Annotated in this window: 14 protein-coding genes; 1 reads left to right on the top strand and 13 read right to left on the bottom strand. The window is 51.9% G+C overall.

What is annotated here, in order from left to right:
* Positions 1-131: 131 nt before the first annotated feature.
* Positions 132-947, bottom strand: coding sequence for a DUF262 domain-containing protein (locus tag B5D58_RS00205; RefSeq protein WP_074671108.1), 816 nt, complete (start codon positions 945-947; stop codon positions 132-134).
* Between B5D58_RS00205 and B5D58_RS13810 the strand changes: the two genes are divergently transcribed.
* Positions 928-1,086: a hypothetical protein gene (locus B5D58_RS13810; RefSeq protein ID WP_158297449.1), complete on the top strand. Its 159-nt coding sequence runs from the start codon at positions 928-930 to the stop codon at positions 1,084-1,086. The genes B5D58_RS00205 and B5D58_RS13810 overlap by 20 nt on opposite strands.
* A gap of 240 nt (positions 1,087-1,326) precedes the next feature.
* Here the strand turns inward: B5D58_RS13810 and B5D58_RS00200 are convergent, their stop codons facing one another.
* The 12 genes from B5D58_RS00200 to B5D58_RS00150 form a co-directional block, all read right to left on the bottom strand.
* Positions 1,327-5,832 carry a RecQ family ATP-dependent DNA helicase gene (locus B5D58_RS00200; RefSeq protein ID WP_200809266.1) on the bottom strand — a complete coding sequence of 1,502 codons (4,506 nt, stop codon included), beginning with the start codon at positions 5,830-5,832 and terminating at the stop codon, positions 1,327-1,329.
* 1,116 nt (positions 5,833-6,948) lie between these two features.
* Positions 6,949-7,101 (bottom strand): hypothetical protein, encoded by a 153-nt coding sequence (locus B5D58_RS13805; protein WP_159445004.1) that lies wholly within the window; start codon positions 7,099-7,101, stop codon positions 6,949-6,951.
* Between the two features lie 47 nt (positions 7,102-7,148).
* Entirely contained in the window at positions 7,149-8,708 is a 1,560-nt protein-coding gene (gene guaA, locus B5D58_RS00195; protein ID WP_011110746.1) for a glutamine-hydrolyzing GMP synthase, read from the bottom strand.
* Positions 8,709-8,719: 11 nt separating this feature from the next.
* Positions 8,720-10,183 carry an IMP dehydrogenase gene (guaB, locus tag B5D58_RS00190; protein ID WP_011110747.1) on the bottom strand — a complete coding sequence of 488 codons (1,464 nt, stop codon included), beginning with the start codon at positions 10,181-10,183 and terminating at the stop codon, positions 8,720-8,722.
* A 113-nt stretch (positions 10,184-10,296) separates the two neighbouring features.
* Positions 10,297-10,659, bottom strand: a complete 363-nt coding sequence (locus B5D58_RS00185; protein WP_011110748.1) for an exosortase system-associated protein, TIGR04073 family — start codon at positions 10,657-10,659, stop codon at positions 10,297-10,299.
* A gap of 45 nt (positions 10,660-10,704) precedes the next feature.
* Complete coding sequence (locus B5D58_RS00180; RefSeq protein WP_011110749.1) at positions 10,705-11,370, bottom strand: histidinol-phosphatase; 666 nt, start codon at positions 11,368-11,370, stop codon at positions 10,705-10,707.
* Positions 11,371-11,503: 133 nt separating this feature from the next.
* Entirely contained in the window at positions 11,504-12,166 is a 663-nt protein-coding gene (gene hda, locus B5D58_RS00175) for a DnaA regulatory inactivator Hda (RefSeq protein ID WP_011110750.1), read from the bottom strand.
* Positions 12,167-12,304: 138 nt separating this feature from the next.
* Positions 12,305-13,378 (bottom strand): GNAT family N-acetyltransferase, encoded by a 1,074-nt coding sequence (locus tag B5D58_RS00170; RefSeq protein ID WP_041356278.1) that lies wholly within the window; start codon positions 13,376-13,378, stop codon positions 12,305-12,307.
* Between the two features lie 133 nt (positions 13,379-13,511).
* Positions 13,512-14,786, bottom strand: a complete 1,275-nt coding sequence (locus tag B5D58_RS00165) for an MFS transporter (RefSeq protein ID WP_011110752.1) — start codon at positions 14,784-14,786, stop codon at positions 13,512-13,514.
* A 166-nt stretch (positions 14,787-14,952) separates the two neighbouring features.
* Complete coding sequence (locus B5D58_RS00160; RefSeq protein WP_011110753.1) at positions 14,953-15,921, bottom strand: 2-hydroxyacid dehydrogenase; 969 nt, start codon at positions 15,919-15,921, stop codon at positions 14,953-14,955.
* Between the two features lie 215 nt (positions 15,922-16,136).
* Positions 16,137-16,448: a c-type cytochrome gene (locus B5D58_RS00155; protein ID WP_041356284.1), complete on the bottom strand. Its 312-nt coding sequence runs from the start codon at positions 16,446-16,448 to the stop codon at positions 16,137-16,139.
* A 23-nt stretch (positions 16,449-16,471) separates the two neighbouring features.
* Positions 16,472-18,541: a thioredoxin domain-containing protein gene (locus tag B5D58_RS00150; protein ID WP_011110755.1), complete on the bottom strand. Its 2,070-nt coding sequence runs from the start codon at positions 18,539-18,541 to the stop codon at positions 16,472-16,474.
* Between the last annotated feature and the right edge of the window lies 1 nt (position 18,542).

Raw genomic sequence — 18,542 nt, 5'->3', positions numbered from 1 at the left:
TCTAATTTCTTCTGGATCCACTCGGTCATCAATAATCAGTAAAAATCCTTTTGAATCAGTCTATTGATCATAGACCGACCGCTCGAACCACGAAAAATACCATATAGAGCCAAGATTGCCCTTTCCATAGATCAGGAGTCAATACCTTGCCATTGGTTGTGGCACCTACATTCGGCAGCGTCAGCGATCGCGCGCAGTTCATTGGCCCATTGGGAAAAGCTGCGCTCCATATCTCTGGTCGGCGTCTTGGTGAAGATGTAGTAGAAGAGAAAGTTCTCCAACTGCATCACGAAATGGTCGAACAGCGGCTTTTCCTTCCCTTTCTCCAATGGCCTGGTGATTTTTTTCCATTCATCCTTGAGCTGGGTGAATTGCGCTTGCCCCACCTGCGTGAACAGCAGGTTCTTCAGCAAATCCATCGGGTTGAGGCCGACGCCGCGCTCGTTGATCGTCTCGAAGATTTTTAGGGCGCTGCTCACGTCCGTGGAAATCTGGATGAATACTACGTCGTTCGCCAGGTAGCCCCAATATTTCTTCAGCTTGGCCGGGCTGTCGTAGTTGTCCTTCAGGTATCGGTACAGCGTGCCGTAGGCATTGACCAGGTTTTCCAGCGACCCGAAGCTGGCGATGCTCGATGACTGAATGCCTACGCGCACAACCTGCGGGTCGGCGTCGAGTTCCACCAGCTTGGTGATGACTTCGCCCGCGTTCTCGTAGCGCGGCTCCAGCTTCAGGCTGATCCGCGTTTCCCCATCGTTGTCCGTGTAGCTGGTCGAGATCAAGCCACTGACGGCTTGCTGCTGCGGCTCACCCTGAAACAGATGCTTGAGAGCGCACAGCAACAGGAAGAACGTAGTCAGGCGCTGCTGGCCATCTATGACTTCATAATGGTTTTTCTGATCAGTCGGCGACACCAGCACGGTACCGATGAAGTATTCTCGCGTCATTCCCGCATTGATCTGCTCGTCGATGTCTTCGAGTTTGTCTCGTTATGCGTGGGGCGCAGCCTCAGTCGAGGTGCTGGTTGAAAATCGCGTATTGCGTGAGATCAAACGCCGGATCAAGCTCCATCGCTCTGGCATGTAGTAGCTGATGATCGCCACGGGCGCGCCAGCGCTCCCATGTCTGATCGTTGTCTTGAATCCTCTTGATGTGGTTTCATTAAACCACGTCAATCCGGCAGATAAATTGGGCTTACCTCTACTTCTGCGCTTCCTTGCCATTTTCAATCCACTCTCCATTCAGTGCAGGTCGATTGCCGTATGAAAGATTTTGCCTTATAGCCAACTCCCAAAAAATCCGCATGCGATCTATCCAGCGTTGCTCCTACCCTCTCCCTCGCGGCACAACCACCTCCCAGCGCTCACACTTATTCAAATCCCTATATTGCTCCTCACTATCCTCGGCAAAACGCACTATGACTACCGCAACTTCACAGTGAGCGAAGCCAATCTGTGGCTGGAACGACTTGGCGGTTCGCCCTACTACGTTGCCTTGCCTGTCGAGCAGTTGATAGCGGCCAGCCTCTTCCTTCAACGTCAGCGGATCTCCCTCGCGAAGCGCCTCAATCGCCTTGTGTATCCGGGCATGCGGTAATTGACGACCGGCAAAACTAATGTCGATCTCCTTCAGCGTAAGCTGCTGAAAACGCAGCTCCAGCTCAGGAAGAGGTTGTCCCTGGAACGCGTGTTGCTGAACCCCCTTCATCAGGCTGCGGCTAAATGGGTTGCCGTCAGCAAACTCGCACAACGCCAGAGTCTGTTCGGCTCGTGTCATACCTACGTAGTACAAACGTCGCTCATCGGCCAGGGTATCGACCTGCGTGCTCCAGCCACCATCCAGCAGAACGACATGGCGGAACTCCAGCCCTTTGGCCGAATGCACGGTGCCAAGATAGAGACCTTCCTTCGGCTGTTGGCGCAATTCACGGGCGTAGTCGTACAGCCAGTCGATCAAGGCACCACTGCCAAGTTGGCAGTCGCCCAACTCTCCTCGCATTTGCTCAAAGGCCGTCTGGAAAAAACTCTTCCACTCGGCTTCCACCAGTTGATTGCTACCCGACAAACGCAGCCATGCGTCAGCCGCGCACAAAGCGCTTTCGATTTCTCGCAGAGAGTCGATTGCAGCCACAAAACTGCGCTGCCGAGTAATGGGTAACGCCGTTTCCTTGTCTGCTGCCAGGAAATAAGGAATATCGTGCTGCTCACACCAGGCCTGGATTGGCCACAGATAGCGGTGCGTCCGAGCCAGAACCGCACAGCCGTTCCAACTCCCTTGCTCGAGCACCAGCAACCGCTCCAACTCCAGCATGGCCGCCTGAGCCTGCAGATTGCCGCGCTCACGGTCGCTCGGGTCGATCAGCAATCTCAGTACCCGGCCTTTCCGCTGTTTATCCTGCTCTTCCCATAGCCCACCGGCAGGCAGCTCTTGCCGTGCTCTGTCGATCCGGATGGGATTGGCCTCTTTCAGACGAGCCGAATTCTGGCCAATGAGTTGGTTGGCCGCTTCAATGATACGCAGGGAAGAACGGTAGTTATCGACCAGGAAGCTGATCGACGCCTCATAGTCCTCGCGGAAACGCTCAATATAACGGTTGTTGGTATCGCGCCAGGCATAGATGTTCTGGTCATCGTCACCTACTGCCATGATGCACAACCGGCCATCCTCTTCCGCGTGCCGTCCGGCCAGAGCACTGACCAGGCGGTATTGCAGATCGTCGATGTCCTGGTATTCGTCAACCAGGATGTAACGGTATCCGCGCAGTAACTGCTCGCGTAGGTTGTCCTCGCCCTCAACATTGCGCTTGCCTTCCAGCAACTCGACAGCATCGCTCAGTACCCGCTTGAGGGCTCGTTCGTCAACCGTATCACCTCGCTCAAAGCGGGTGCCGGTCAAACGCATGGCCATGCTGTGATAGGTCAGAACGCTGACACCGTAAGCATCGGCCCCGACCAGGGCCAACAGCCGTTTACGGATCTCGTTCGCTGCATGGCGGTTGAAGGTCAGCGCCACGATGCTAGTCGCCGGCACTCGCCGCACCCGCAGCAGGTAAGCAATGCGGTGCACGATCACACGTGTCTTGCCGGAGCCCGGCCCGGCCAGCACCAGCCGGTTGATGTCATCATCGTCGGCGACGATCAGTTTCTGAGTAGTGCTCAGCGACTCGATGATCGACTTCCATGACGCCTCGCTGGTCGCCAGCTTGAGCACATCTTCCCTCCCGGCAAAATGGCGCTTGATGAATGCCTGCTTGGAGTCAGTGAAGTAATCCAGTACCAAGCGCAACGCTTCGGCCATCTCCTTCAGCGCCACTTCGGCATACTCATGTATCACATGAACCTGGATACGCTTCTCACGGTAGTGCTCGTCGAGTCGCAGGTAATCCTCCTTGAGGAAGGTCTTGCGCTTGTCTTCCTTTTTGACCTCGATGGTCATGGCTCGACGCATGACCGTCATGCCGTGGTTGAGGGTCAAAATGTCCTGCCGATGCAGATAGAGCAGCACATGCTCAACTGCTTTGCGGCGCTGATCCGGAGCGATGAGATGGGGCAGCTCAAGATCAGACTCCAATGCCTTGACCAACTCGCCAAAACTCGTCTCAACCAGCAGATCCTTGTTGCGCGAGCCGGGGGGCAGCTTACCGATCAGGAACTCCATCAATACGCCAGCCAGAGCGCGGCGCTTTTCACCGAAACGTTCGATCTGCCGCCAGGAATGTCCGCCTTTGATACGCAACTTGAGGTAATCACGGTTGAGCTGCCGTAACTCGAAGCTGCTGCGCTGCTGGCTATTGGCATCATGATCGTCGGCCAGGCTGCGCAACAAGCGCAGCACCTGGAGCGGCAGGAGATCTCCCTGCCTGGTGTCCGCCTTGAGCTCAGCGGCCAGTGCCGGCAGATTCAGATCTTGCCACTCCCCCTGCCCGGCGTCAGACGCCAGCTCTGGCAAGCGCTGCAGCAAAGCCCTTTCCAACTCCAGGGAGCTTTGCAGGCGTTGACTGGAAGCCCCGGTCACACCGTGGCGCACATACAGCGTGATCTGCGAGTCGTTGACCAGCAGCCCCATTTCCTCCAATTGTTTGAGTGCGCTGGCAACCTCCTCCGACTCCAGACTGGTCAACTGCATCAACTGGTCGGTGTTCACCCGCTCATCAGCATCGGCGCCGTAGAGAAAGCGCAAAATAGCCCTGAACTCCTCCAATCGACGCTGCGGCAGCTTGGCTTTCAGCAAGCGCTTCTCGGCCTCTTTCTCACTCATATCCAGTCGTGCTGGGAAAATCTGTGTATGGTTTTCCTCACGTTTGAGGTAATCGCCACGCTCCAGCCAGGCAACCGCCGTAACGACCTTGGTTTCTGCATCGCGCTCGTCCGCGGAAAAACTGGTATCGACATCATCATCCAACAGGATTTCACCCGCTGTGATGACCAACTTGCCCCCCTTTCGCCGATTGCTCTCGTTACGCAACTTGCGCAAGATCTGCTGAATGTCGCGAATACTGAGCTTCGAGCGCTCGCTTATGCCGAACTGGGTTTCGATGTCCTGCGGGTCGTACAACAGCACGCAGCGCGCATCGCCCTGATCACGTCCAGCTCTGCCCGCCTCCTGCAGGTAATTCTCCAGCGATCCCGGTATGTCGGCATGTATGACGAGACGGATATCAGCCTTGTCCACGCCCATTCCGAAGGCGTTGGTGGCAACGATGATTCTCAGTTGTCCTGCTTTGAAGTCGTCCTGGATATCCGTTTTGGTGTTGGGCTCCAGACCGGCATGGAAGTGCTTGCAAGGCCAGCCTTGACCTATCAGGAAGTCTGACAGCTCCTCAGCACTCTTACGGCTGGAAACGAAGACGACTGCACCGCCCTCCTGGCTGTCAAGATGCTCGTGCAGCAAGCGATCGGTACGCGACCACTTCTCTGCCTTGGTGCAGGGCAGCACGTCAAAATGCAGATTGGTTCGCTCGTGCCCTCCGGGGAACACCTTGAATTCAATGCCCAGGCTTTCCCTGAAGTGGCTCTGAATATCCGCGAGCACATCGGGCTTGGCCGTCGCGGTAAAACAGCCGATCTGCGCCAGCGGTTGGTCACCGGTGTACTCCCGGATGAAGCGGGACACATAAAGGTAGTCTGGCCGAAAGTCGCTGCCCCATTTCGACAGGCAGTGCGCCTCATCGAAAATCCAGGCACCAACCTGACGCTGACGGATCGCTCGCCGGAAAGCCTTGTTGCGGAACTGCTCGGGCGACACAAGCAAAATGCCGACATCGCCCATCTGGATCTTCTCCAGTACCTCGGCGCGCTCCGGCATGGTAAGCAGGCCATTCAGCGCTGCGGCGCACTGGACGTTGCGCTCCAGCAGTCCGTCGACCTGATCCTTCATCAGTGACTGCAACGGCGAAACGATGACGGTAAGACTGCCGTTACGATGGAACCGGTTCAACGCCGGCAATTGATAACATAGCGACTTGCCCCCGCCGGTCGCCAGGATGGCCAGTACATGCTGGCCACGCATGCCGGCCAGCACGATATCGTGCTGAAGACTTTCCCCTGGCTGCTCGTAGCGAAAATCAGGGAAGCCGAAGTAACGCTTTAGCTCGTGGCGTGGGTCATGCGTCGTCTGACAATACTGGCAATCCTCTCGCTCACACGGTGCATCACGCAGTTCGGAAATTAGTCGGCCAACCTCCGGAAACTGATGCCGCACCCAGGGTGCCAACACCGAGTTGCCACCAGATACCCGGAGCCAGGCTAACGCATAGGCCAACGGCCAGTGTAGATCCTCCTGTTGCAGATCTTCTTCGAGTAATTGCTCCAATCGTGCTCGACATACCTTCAAATCCCGCGGTTGCGACGGATCCGTCTCTTGCAGCAATTGCGGAACCAGCGTTCTGAGCTCGGGTACAGATACCGGAGACTGCCCAGTTAAGGACGCGAAGAAGGCGCCTAGATTCCCCTTCATACTCGGCGCCAGCAACGTCTGGTAGCAGAGAAGCTCCGCCTGGTTGCTCTCGTTCAACTGTGTGAAAGCCTGGCGTTGATCCTGAAAAAGAACCAGAGTCGAGCGGCAGTCGGACAGGGGTGAGTTGAGGCTGTCGCGGATGAGTTTGTAATCCTTGACCAGCCGGTGATACGGATTCTGCGGAAACGCCAACGGAGATAAACGCAACGTATCTATGACTGGCAGAGTATGCAGGGCCATATTGGGAGAATGTTCGCGCAAGATGGGTAAGTCATGTGCGATGACATTGTGCCCAAGCACGAAACTCGCCCCCTCAGACAGCGCATCCAGTTGCTGCAGAGCCGAGGACGGGTCTCCAGTCACCTTCAACTCCAGCTCAGCACTGGAATCTGGCCGCAAGGCACCCACCATCACAATACAGGCAGGCTGTTTGCCCTTGGGCGGCACCACCTCCAGGTCGAATACTAAGCCCTTGGGTTGGGAAAGAGACGACATCACACGGGTATTCTTTGCTTGACTATTGCAGCAATCATGATTCCCGATGACGGTGACATGACCGGCCCCCGGGATTAGAGCATTCTGTACTTAGATAGAGTCGATGTAGGATACTCAAGTCTGAATGTAGAAATTACTTCCTCAATTCCGGATATGCACGGGCACGGACTTAAATGCAGAATGCTCTAGTACGGCGCTGACACGGAGTCCATGGGTTAAAAATGGGTTTTTCTGATGTTGCTGAGCGAACCGCTCTGACGTCAGATCAGGTCAACGACCTCTTGCCCCAAGTCTGAAACCAAAACTGTTGACGTGTCAGTGCCTGCCGCGGCTGTTCCACGGTTTGTTCCAGTTCTCCAGTCCTTTCTGAGCCAAGCGGTCTTCGTTCAGGCTGTAACTTGGCATAGCTCCCTATACTCAGGAAATTACCAAACCCTACCAGAGAACGAAAAGCAGAACAGGCATGGGTTATCCTCTATCTAAAAACGGATTTGCTGTTTACGCCGCACACCGGACTCCAAGTGCTGTAACCTCGGCATCGGGCTCAAGATCATGCGGAATGGAGAACTTGATCATGATATCGGAGACTCTTGCCATAGCACGCTCTCCACCTACCATAACAAGCACCATTGATGATGTAATAAATATCATTTATTGATTGCTAATTTTACATAAATCAATAATTTAAAAGAACAATCCTACTCCCACTCGATCGTTGCCGGGGGTTTGCCTGATATATCGTAGACCACACGGTTGATACCGCGGATTTCATTGATGATGCGATTTGAGATTCTGGAGAGGAGGGTGTAGGGCAGTTCTGCCCAGTGTGCGGTCATGAAATCTTCGGTCTGAACAGCGCGTAAGGCGACTACATATTCATAACTGCGATTGTCTCCCATGACGCCAACTGATTTTATCGGCAGGAAAACGGCAAATGCCTGAGAGGTTTTTTCGTACCAGCCGGCATTTCTCAGTTCTTCGATGAAAATGGCATCAGCCTGACGCAGTAACTCGGTGTATTCGTATTTGACTTCTCCCAGAATACGGACACCCAGTCCCGGGCCGGGGAATGGATGGCGGAACACCAGATCATGCGGCAATCCCAGTGCCAGGCCAAGTTCACGTACTTCATCCTTGAACAGTTCGCGCAGTGGCTCCAGCAGTTTGAGATGAAGTGTTTCCGGTAAACCGCCCACGTTATGGTGGGATTTGATAACGCCTGCTTTCTTGGTGTGGCTGCCAGCGGATTCAATGACATCAGGATAGATGGTGCCCTGTGCCAGCCATTTTGCATTTTCGATCTTTTCAGCTTCCTGCTGGAAGATTTCCACGAACTCACGGCCGATGGTGCGACGTTTCTGTTCAGGGTCGGTGATTCCTTTCAGTTGTTCCAGAAACTGCCTGCCGGCATCGATGTAAATGACATTGACCGCAAGGTTCCGGCTGAAGGTTTCCATGATCTGCTTGGCTTCGTTCAGGCGAAGCAGGCCGTTGTCCACGAATACGCATACCAGTTGATCGCCAATGGCACGATGAATGAGTGCAGCGGCTACGGATGAATCCACCCCTCCAGATAGCCCCAGGACGACTTTATCATTCCCGACACGGGCACGAATCCGGCCAATGGCTTCTTCCACGTAATCAGGCATGTTCCAGTCATAGCCTGCACTGCAGATATCGTGCACGAAGTGATCGAGAATTGCCTTGCCCTGTCGTGTGTGGGTGACTTCAGGGTGAAACTGTACTCCGTAAAAGTTGCGCGTTTCATCCGCCATGGCAGCGAAGGGAGTCGCTGCATTGGAGGCAATGGCAGTGAAACCCGGTGGCAGTTTGTTGACACGGTCGCCATGGCTCATCCAGACGTCAAGAGCCGGTTTGCCATCGGAGTTAATGCGGTCCTGTATGCCATGGAACAGCTTGCACGGCGCAGTCAGCAGTTCTGCGTAACCGAATTCACGCGTCTGTGCATCTTCCACTTCTCCACCGAGCTGAGCTGCCATGGCTTGCATTCCATAACAAATACCGAGGACGGGAACCCCCAGCTCGAACACGATTTGCGGCACACGTGGCGCATCCTCAGTGAAAGTCGAAGCTGGCCCGCCGGAGAGAATAATACCGATAGGTGCAAATTCCCGGATGAATTGCGGGCTGACATCAAAGGGATGGAGTTCACAGTAAACATTGGTCTCGCGAATGCGCCGGGCAATCAGCCGGGTGTATTGCGAGCCAAAATCCAGGATGAGAATGGCTGAATGCATATCAGAAAAACTTATTCGACGTGATAGTTTGGAGCTTCTTTGGTGATCTGGACATCATGCACATGAGATTCACGGATTCCAGAGGATGTGATTTCGATGAATTCAGCTTTGGTATGCATGTCGCTGATGGTGCGGCATCCCAGATAACCCATGCTGGATCGGACACCTCCAGTCAGCTGGTGAATGACATTGGCGAGATAGCCTTTATAAGGGACGCGTCCTTCCACACCTTCCGGTACCAGTTTATCTGCCTCATGGCGTTCGGCTTCCTGGAAATAGCGGTCGCTCGATCCTTGTTGCATGGCAGATAAAGAGCCCATGCCCCGATAGCTTTTATAGGATCTTCCCTTGAGCAGCTCGATTTCACCCGGAGATTCTTCGGTTCCGGCCAGCAAGCCTCCCAGCATGACTGAACTTGCGCCTGCAGCCAGTGCCTTGGCAATATCACCAGAATAGCGGATACCCCCATCGGCGATGAGGGGTACACCTGTGCCCAGCAGCGCAGTAGCGACATTATCGATGGCTGAAATTTGTGGCACACCGACACCCGCGACGACGCGAGTGGTACAGATCGAGCCGGGGCCGATCCCGACTTTTACGGCATCAGCGCCATGATCTACCAATGCCTTTGCTGCCGTAGCAGTGGCTACATTGCCAGCGATTACCTGAATTTCAGGGAATTTTTTCTTGACCCAGCGCACACGATCCAGCACACCCTGTGAATGTCCATGTGCCGTATCCACGACGATTACATCTGCGCCGGCTTCCACCAGGGCAGCAGCGCGTTCATCGCTGCCTTCTCCCACGCCAATGGCAGCACCTACGTACAAACGTTCCTGATTATCCTTACTGGCATAGGGATGTTCGGTGGTTCGGGTGATATCCTTGACAGTGATCATTCCGCGCAATTCGAAGTTTTCACTGACGATCAGCGCTTTTTCAAGCCTATGTTTGTGCAGCAGGGCCAGTGCATCTTCTTTTGAAACGCCTTCCCGAACAGTAACCAGGTGTTTCTTCGGCGTCATGATATTTTTGACCGGTTGATCGAGGTTGGTTTCAAAACGCAGATCACGGTTGGTAACGATGCCGACAACCTTTTTGCTTTTTACTACGGGCAGTCCGGATATGTTGTGCTGCCTGATCAGTTCCAGAACCTTGCGAACGGTCATGTCCGGAGAGACGATGATCGGATCGGTGACAACACCGCTTTCAAAGCGTTTTACCTGGGCAACTTGTGCGGCCTGAGCCTTGATAGGCATGTTTTTGTGGATGATGCCGATCCCGCCTTCCTGTGCAATGGCAATGGCAAGCCGCGCTTCGGTAACGGTATCCATTGCCGCGGAAACGATCGGTATCTTTATGCGGAGCGTGCGGGTCAGTTGTGTAGCCAGATCGACATCTTTGGGTAAGACCTCGGAATAAGCGGGAACCAGGAGAATATCGTCGAAGGTGAGTGCTTTTTGTATTAATCTCATGCGATCAATCCCTTACAAAACCCTATTATACCGAACCTTTTTGTATTTTCTGATTTGGCTTGGCACGTTTTGATGAAGCGCGTGGATAAAGACAGCTGCCAGATTCTGGATTATTAACGCATACGCCAGGTGGTGTAGGTTGTTTCCCGATCAAAATCATCCCAGATATAGGTTGGTTTGATGATAGGCGTGGTGGGTACTACAAAGGTAACGATATCAACTGCACCACTCAGTGTCCGGCCGACTGTATGGACGAGCCCGACGAAGAAACCTGCTGTCACGCCATAGATGGTTCCTTTTTTATGGCTGGTAATCATCATGTTCTTGGGAATTTCGGCAACGCCGGTAATGACATTGGCTACACCGGTAGCCAGTTTTTCTCCCGCTTTCTCGGGGTAGGTATCAGCCTGAGCATTGAAGGAAAGTGAGAGGCACAGAATTGCTGGTGCCAGAAGTGAGATGGAAGTACGTTTCATTGTGTTTTTCCTCGCTAGAAATTGTAAATCGCTTGGTTGAAAGGATTACTGGCGCAGACTGATAATGGGCCATCCACTTTTTTTCGCATGTTCATGGAGTGTGGCATCAGGATCGACTGCAACAGGATGAGTTACTCTTTTGAGTAGCGGTAGATCATTGAGTGAATCACTATAAAACCAGCTCTGCAGGAAAGAAAGCCAAGTGAGATTGTGCGCATCCAGCCATTGCTCCAGCCGGGTTATTTTACCTGCCTGGAACGAGGGTATGCCGGTTACGCGGCCGGTAAATTCACCATTTTTCTGTTCCGGTTCAGTGGCGATCAGGTGATCGATACCCAGCATGCGGGCAATGGGTGCGGTTACAAAACTGTTGGTGGCAGTAATGATGATGCACAAATCTTTTTCGGCCTGATGTCTTGCAATCAACTCACGTGCGCCTGGAGCGATCAAGGGTGCGATTTTTCGTTCGATGAAATCGCTGCGCCATGTGTTTAACTGTTCACGAGGATGGCGGGATAGAGGTTTGAGCTGAAAATCCAGGAATTCGTGGATATCGAGTGTGCCCGCTTTATATTGTTCATAAAATTCGATGTTGCGGGCTTCATAGACTTCCCGATCCAGAACTTGTTGTTCAATGAGAAATTGGGCCCATTGAAAATCGCTGTCACCAGCCAGAAGCGTGTTATCCAGGTCAAATAATGCCAGTTTCATGATACTGAACTTTGATATTGGAAAATATGGATGCGGTAAAGCCGGGTAAATTCAGACAAAAAGTACGTTTTAGGGTCGTTTCATGCCATTGTGATCTGCTGAAGTCGATAATCACCCGCAAGTTGGTACGTGATTATAGCAGCTCGCGCAACAAGGGAAGGGTGATGGGGCGTTGCCTGGTCAGCGAAAGCTGATCCAGTGCGTGAACAAGCCTGATGAGGGAAGATAAATTCCGCTGTTCATATTTCAGTAAATAATGGCAAATTTCCAGCGGCAGCTCAAACCCGCAACGGATTGCGTAATCTTGCATGACCTCGATTTTTTTTTCATCCGTCAATTCATGCACCTGGTATACCAGCCCCCAACCCAGGCGGGTAGTCAGATCCTGGCGTAAATCCAGTTGGGCAGGTGGTTTGGTACCACTGGCCAGAAATATGCCATGTTTGTTGTCACGCAAGTGGTTGTAAAGATTGAACAACCTGATCTGGGCCGCATCATCCAATCGTTCGACATTATCAATCACTATACAGTCTGTACCGGGATTGAAGTTTGGCTCATCCTGATTGCAGTCGATGTAGCGTGAGTTGCATTGCTGTTCTGAAAAAGCATCCGCCACTGCCTGCAACAAATGGCTTTTACCACTACCCGTTTTCCCCCACAGATAATAAAAACGATCCTGCTGATTGCCCGCAACCAGATTTCTCAATGTATAAAGTACCTCTTCATTCCCTGAGGAAATAAAGTTATCCAGTGATGGCGGGCCAATTTCAGTGATATCGAGAAGCTGTTGTCTCATCAATGGACTCTGGAGTTTTTCTCTACAGGGGCGTTAAAAAGACTAATGTGTAGATGATTGAGTAAAAAGGTTTCTGTGTTTATGGTATGTACTTATGAAGATAGACAAATAAAAAGAATACTTAGTAGTTAGAAGGAGTTATTTCAAAGATTTTAAGATTTTTTTTCTGATTTTTCCCGCAATATGCTTAGATATACCAATTAACCCCCAAAAAGATCTGAGGTTATAGGCAACTAATCCAAGACGCTCACGCCGGTGGCTCATCCAATCTTTCTTGTAAGCATCATCTCCGGTGAGATAGTCAACTTCATGTACCTTGTCCACGTCAATTGCATGTTGCATCAGGTGTGCAGTCAGAATTGTCCCCGGTGACAAATGAGCAAATTTTTCGTCATACGCCAATTTATAAATTGCTGCTCGACCTTGATTTACTATCCAGAGCTGCGCCGCAATTGGTTCTTCGTCATAGTATGCGATTCCCAGTCTTAGCCAGCCTTTGGCTGCACAGAGACTGATTAAAGAAGGCATGAATTCGGGGTAGGGTTCCGGTATTTTCCAACTTGCGTTGTAAATTTTTTCCCAAGCCTGGATTGCGATTGGAAGCTTATCGTGAGTTGTCAAAATTTCCAGTTTTCCGTGTCCTCCAGCCAGAAATTTTTTCTTGCGCCGCTCCAGTGTGTTTCTTACTCGGGAGGAAAGATTCTGTAAATAAACGGAGAATGGTTGATTATTTACAGGTAAATACCAATTTCCCCAGCAGAAAAATCGATCGGTTTTAAAACCGATTTTCTTTAAGGCTTGCTCATGAAGATTAAAACTTGACTGAGATGGATCCATGATATCAAAGCGCAGTACATCAGTCCGGGTATCCGATAAAATCCATCTCAAGCAGTCAGCCAATTTGTCAACTGTCAGGCTGGAAGAAATTAAAGGCTGATAAAGTGAAGAATAAAAACAGGTAAAACTGCTGATTTGCCTCAGACTGAGCTTTCCTTTTTTTTGTAATAGTGTTGGCCAGATACCTTGTGTGACACCCTCTATTTCCAGAGTGAAAATACAGATTTCTTTTGTTTGGCGAATAACTGTAGTCTCCAATAGAAGAAACCAGTCTCTGGATAAGTCAAAACTGTCTTTTTCGCCTGAATCGAAAAGTTTCTTGCAGTCGGCAGGCAAGTCGTTGAAGCTTTCGTATTTCCTGATTTGTTGTTCCATAAGTTTATTTATAGCCAGCACATATATGTTTCGTTTTGTAGTTGCACACGATCCATATAGTATAAAAATGAAAAAGACTGGCAGTTGTTGAATTCGTGCACACATGTGCGTTATTTTAGTGGTGAAGTTCTTGTCATTCTGTTTTGTCCGGCATCAACTTTCCTACCAGCTTCAGCCCCGCCAGACTGAATATCCCTGCCATTGTCAGGTACAGGCCAACGAGTGATGTACCACCGGCATCAGTCAGTGCTTGTGCGATGATCGGAGCGAGTGCTCCGCCCAGAATGCCTCCTGCATTAAACGCAACGGATACACCTGTGTAGCGTATTCGTGGGGGGAAAAGCGATGGCAGCCATACACCAAGAGGGCCGTATACAAAACCCATGATGAACAGCGCAAGCGAGAGCATTCCCCAGACCAGCCATAGCGATCCTGCTCCCAGAGCTGGGCCAAATGTCAGCCCCAGACCAATCGTTGCAGCGCAGCCCCAGCTCAGTACCTGATTGGCACTGGCCTTGTCGGCACGTATTCCTGCAATGATGATCCCGGCAGCGAGAAATGCTATGGCAGCGAGCTGGGTGATGAGAAACTGTTCGCGATCGTATCCCAGTGTGGTGGTGCCATGGGCGAGTGCAAACGCGGTTGAAAGGTAAAAAATGGCGAAGCAGGCTACCACCGTAAAAGTTCCGGCAAATGTGATGAGTGCGTGCTTGCGTATCAATTCCCAGAAGGGGATCGAAACAGGAGGATTTTGTGCCAGTGCCTGGGTAAATTCCGGTGTTTCATTGATTTTCAGGCGTACCCACAGGCCAAGTACAATCAGGATACTGCTGGCGAGGAAGGGGATTCTCCATCCCCATGCTGCAAAATCTGCGTCACTCAACTGCAGGCCGATCAGCAGAAACAGCCCGTTTGCTGCAAGGAATCCAATCGGAGCGCCCAACTGAGGCACCATTCCGAACCGGCCACGCCATCCCGGAGGAGCATTTTCAACAGCCAGCAACGCTGCGCCTCCCCATTCGCCGCCCAGACCCAGTCCCTGGCCAAAACGCAGAATGCACAATAACAGCGGGGCTATCCAGCCAGCTGTCGAATAGGTGGGCAGGAACGCAATTAGCAGGGTCGATATCCCCATCAGCAATAATGAGGCAACCAACGTTGATTTTCTGCCGATTCGGTCTCCGAAGTGACCAAACAAAACTGCACCGAAAGGACGCGCAATGAAGGCGAGGCTGAAGCTCAGGAATGACAGCATCAATTGTGCAGATGGAGATTCTGCAGGAAAGAACAACGGCCCGAATACCAGTGCTGCCGCGGTGGCGTAGATATAAAAATCATAAAATTCGATGGTGGTTCCAACCAGACTGGCCACAAGGATACGGCGGTGCTGGCGAAAAGGGCTGACCATAATCAGTTTTCCTTCAAGGCTTTCGGATGACCAGGCTGATCCTGGACTTACGGAACGCGAAAGTAATGAGGATCAGGTGGTTTGTCAAATTGAATACAGAAACAGCCTGGAACAGAAAGGAGTTCCAGAGCCCGGCAGATTCTCTTTCTGGAGAAATAACGGGTTATCAGGCCAACGCATCTTTGATCTGGTTGAAAGGCTTGTTGTGCAGGAAATTGCGTATGTTATCTGCCAGCAGATTGAGCATGCGTTGTCGGGATTCCACACTGGCCCAGGCAGAGTGGGGTGTGATGATGAGATTCGGATGAGGGTAATCCAGCAGTGGATTACCACTGACTGGCGGTTCTTCTTTCAGGACATCGATGGCTGCACCGGCAATATGTTTTGAGTAAAGGCTTTTCAGCAGATCGGTTTCATCGATCAGGCCACTGCGGGCGGTATTGATCAGGTATGCCGAAGGCTTCATCAGGTTCAGCTCCCGGTTGCTGATCAGGTGGCGGGTATCTTCCGACAAAGGGCAGTGCAGGGTAATGAAATCCGTCTGACGGATGACCTCATCGAATGCTGTTCGTCCAGGCCGGATGGTTGAAGCAGATTTGTGTTCGGCGATCAGCAATTTCATCCCGAATGCTTTGGCAATGTTTGCCACCGCATTGCCCAGTTCTCCGTATCCGACAATACCGAGTGTTTTTCCGGCCAGTTCTGTGATTCCGAAATCAAGCGGACAGAAATAGGAACTCGCCTGCCAGCCACCTCGTTTTATCAGTTGCTGATATTCCACGAAACGGCAGGCAAAGTTCAGCATGAACATGAAAACATGCTGAGCGACGGAGCCGGTGGCATAGTTGCGCACATTGCATACCGGAATGTTGCGCTCGGCAGCCGCGATCAGATCGACGTTGTTATAACCGGTTGCCGCCACACATATCAGTTTCAGCTTGTTTGCAGCATCCAGGGCTGAACGGTCCAGCAGCGTTTTATTGCTGACGACGATTTCTGCTTCCCTGATTCGTTCTGCTACCTGCTCCCGGGAAGTGTTGTCATGATAAACCCAGGGGGATACGACTTGCTCCAGCACCGTTCTATCGATATCACCGCGGGTAACAGAACCGAAATCGAGAAAAACCGTAAGCATGATTGTCTGATAGATGGAATTGGAAAGGGTATTCCAAAAGAATGTAGTGAAAGCGCAAGGTATTGTCAAACGGGCCGACTGGCACGGCTTGGAATGTATTTCGTGAGTATCTGCAAACGGACAGGCATCACAGAGGTATCACAGAAGGATGTTGCAGAAACAAAAAAGCCGATACAGTTTCCGGTATCGGCCCGCATTCAAACTTAAACGTCAGGTCATTTGAGCGTCAGGATCCAGTCTGCCAGTGCTTTGGCATCTGCATCGCTCACGTTGACGTTTGGCGGCATTGGAATCTGTCCCCATACACCGCTGCTGCCGCCTTTGATTTTACCTGCCAGATATGTGGCTGCATCGTCTTTATCAGCATATTTGGCTGCGATGTCTTTAAGTGCAGGGCCAACGACTTTTGTTTCGACCTGATGGCAGGCGATACAGTTGTTCTTTTTGGCTAAATCGGCATCTGCCTGAGCATAACCGGCTACTAATAATGCTGAAGCAGCAAATGTACCTAACCAAGCTGTTTTCATCATATTTTTCCTTTTATGAATGATTAAGGGAGTGCCATTCTACCGTGAAGCTTACACATTTGCAGTAGTTCATTCAGCGAGTGGATCTCCGGAAGACAACGCCTGCCCTCACACACCCGGGCACTGATTTTTCCATCCGGGGTAGAGCGCATTTTAAGACTGTCGGGTAATTCGGAAAGTTCCAGAGGCAAGGCGATCACTATTTTGTCAAGCGAATAAGGAAGCAGTGCTTTCAGCCAAATTTGCAGTTCTGGCCGGTTACCATGAAGAATTACTGTTTTTGTCGGCTCGAGGAATTCCTCCAGCGTGATCAGCAGACTGCAATGCGAGCTGGCATGCAGTGACAATCCGCTGGAAAAAACATTCAGCGTGCGTTCGGCTGCTTCAAGATAACGCTGTTCATTCAACAGATGGCCCAGTCGTTGCAAAGTAGTGGCGGCAATGCCGTTTCCGGCTGGAATTGCGCCATCATGGCCCGTTTTGGGTCGATGGATGAGTGTTTCGTGGTCATGGCTGGTAAAAAAGAATCCGCCGGATGTTTTGTCCTCAAACCGGGTAAGCAGTACATCGGCCAGGGTAATGGCAAAATCGAGATCCGTCTGCCGGAAATCGGCCTGCAGCAGTGTCAGCAGGCTGTCCAGCAGGAATGCATGATCGTCGAGATAAGCATTCAGATGTGCTTTATCGTCTTTGAAAGTTGCCAGCAGGCGGTCATTCTGCCACAGTCTGCTGCGGATGAAATCCAGCGCCCGCACGGCTGAACTAATCCATTCCTCGCGCTCGAAAATCTGTCCTGCGCGTGTCATGCCCTTGATCATCAGCGCATTCCAGCTCGTCAGGATTTTTTCGTCACGCCCCGGGCGAATACGCTGTTCGCGTTCGTTCAGCAATTTTCTGCGGGCACTGTCGATGAGTTGCTGTACAGCTTCCTGGCTGATTTGATGGCGTGCTGCGACTGTCTCGATCGATTCCGTGACTGCAAGATGCCAGTGGTGATTCTCGAAGTTGGGTGAGCGGTCGAGACCATAATAAGCCGCTGTCACCCGATATTCTTCCGGTGTCAGAATTGCCGAAACCGCCTGACGATCCCAGACGTAGAATTTTCCTTCTTCATGCTCAGAGTCAGCATCGAGCGAGGAAAAATAGCCACCTTCCCCGTCTATCCCGGATTGCATTTCCCGTATGACCCAGGCAGCCGTTTCCTCGACTACCTGTTTGAACAGTGGATTGCCGGTCACAAGCCAGGTTTCCGCGTAGAGGGGCAGCATCAGTGCATTGTCGTACAGCATTTTCTCGAAATGCGGAATCTGCCAGGAATGATCGGTGCTGTAACGGCAGAATCCTCCCCCCAGTTGGTCGTACAAGCCGCCTTGTGCCATTTTTTCCAGCGTGTGGGTTACGACATGCAGTGCCCGCGTGTCATTGTCGGTGACATAACGCCGCAGGCAAAACTGTAACTCTGCCGGATGGAGAAATTTGGGTGCATCTCCGAAACCGCCGTCGGTTTCATCGAACAGGCGATTCAATTGCTCCCAGGCACGGTCGATTGGTTGCCGGGAAAGTGCGGAAGCACGGGTATCCGGTGCCGGGAGCGATTGAGCCAGCAATTTCAGCAATACCGCATTCTGCTTCTCGATATCGGTTTTACGCGTGCGATAGAGCTCGGCTACTTTTGGCAGCAGTTCCAGAAACCCTGGCATGCTGTAGCGTGCCTCTTTCGGAAAGTAAGTCCCGCCAAAAAAAGGTTTTTGCTCGGGCGTCAGGAACATGGTCAGCGGCCATCCTCCTGAACGATGGTTCAATGTGTAATGCGCGCTCTGATAAATCTGGTCGATATCAGGGCGTTCTTCACGGTCGACCTTGATGTTGACGAAATGCTCATTCATGGCCGTGGCGACCTGAGCATCCTCGAACGATTCATGCGCCATCACATGGCACCAGTGACATGCGGAATAACCAATGGAGAGCAGTATCGGCTTATCCAGCATCCGTGCGATTTCCAATGCCTCTTCTCCCCACGGGTACCAGTCCACGGGGTTTTCCGCATGTTGCAGCAGGTAAGGGCTGGTTTCTCCGGCAAGATGGTTAGGCATT

Source organism: Nitrosomonas europaea (assembly GCF_900167395.1).
Classification (GTDB): Bacteria; Pseudomonadota; Gammaproteobacteria; order Burkholderiales; family Nitrosomonadaceae; genus Nitrosomonas; species Nitrosomonas europaea.
This window is presented reverse-complemented; position numbering and strand designations above follow the sequence as displayed.

Excerpts from the sequence above, each read along its gene's own strand:
- B5D58_RS13810 (WP_158297449.1), top strand. The coding sequence starts at position 928 with ATGAAGTATTCTCGCGTCATTCCCGCATTGATCTGCTCGTCGATGTCT.
- B5D58_RS00205 (WP_074671108.1), bottom strand. The coding sequence starts at position 947 with ATGACGCGAGAATACTTCATCGGTACCGTGCTGGTGTCGCCGACTGAT.
- B5D58_RS13805 (WP_159445004.1), bottom strand. The coding sequence starts at position 7,101 with ATGATATTTATTACATCATCAATGGTGCTTGTTATGGTAGGTGGAGAG.
- guaA (WP_011110746.1), bottom strand. The coding sequence starts at position 8,708 with ATGCATTCAGCCATTCTCATCCTGGATTTTGGCTCGCAATACACCCGG.
- guaB (WP_011110747.1), bottom strand. The coding sequence starts at position 10,183 with ATGAGATTAATACAAAAAGCACTCACCTTCGACGATATTCTCCTGGTT.
- B5D58_RS00185 (WP_011110748.1), bottom strand. The coding sequence starts at position 10,659 with ATGAAACGTACTTCCATCTCACTTCTGGCACCAGCAATTCTGTGCCTC.
- B5D58_RS00180 (WP_011110749.1), bottom strand. The coding sequence starts at position 11,370 with ATGAAACTGGCATTATTTGACCTGGATAACACGCTTCTGGCTGGTGAC.
- hda (WP_011110750.1), bottom strand. The coding sequence starts at position 12,166 with ATGAGACAACAGCTTCTCGATATCACTGAAATTGGCCCGCCATCACTG.
- B5D58_RS00170 (WP_041356278.1), bottom strand. The coding sequence starts at position 13,378 with ATGGAACAACAAATCAGGAAATACGAAAGCTTCAACGACTTGCCTGCC.
- B5D58_RS00165 (WP_011110752.1), bottom strand. The coding sequence starts at position 14,786 with ATGGTCAGCCCTTTTCGCCAGCACCGCCGTATCCTTGTGGCCAGTCTG.
- B5D58_RS00160 (WP_011110753.1), bottom strand. The coding sequence starts at position 15,921 with ATGCTTACGGTTTTTCTCGATTTCGGTTCTGTTACCCGCGGTGATATC.
- B5D58_RS00155 (WP_041356284.1), bottom strand. The coding sequence starts at position 16,448 with ATGAAAACAGCTTGGTTAGGTACATTTGCTGCTTCAGCATTATTAGTA.
- B5D58_RS00150 (WP_011110755.1), bottom strand. The coding sequence starts at position 18,541 with ATGCCTAACCATCTTGCCGGAGAAACCAGCCCTTACCTGCTGCAACAT.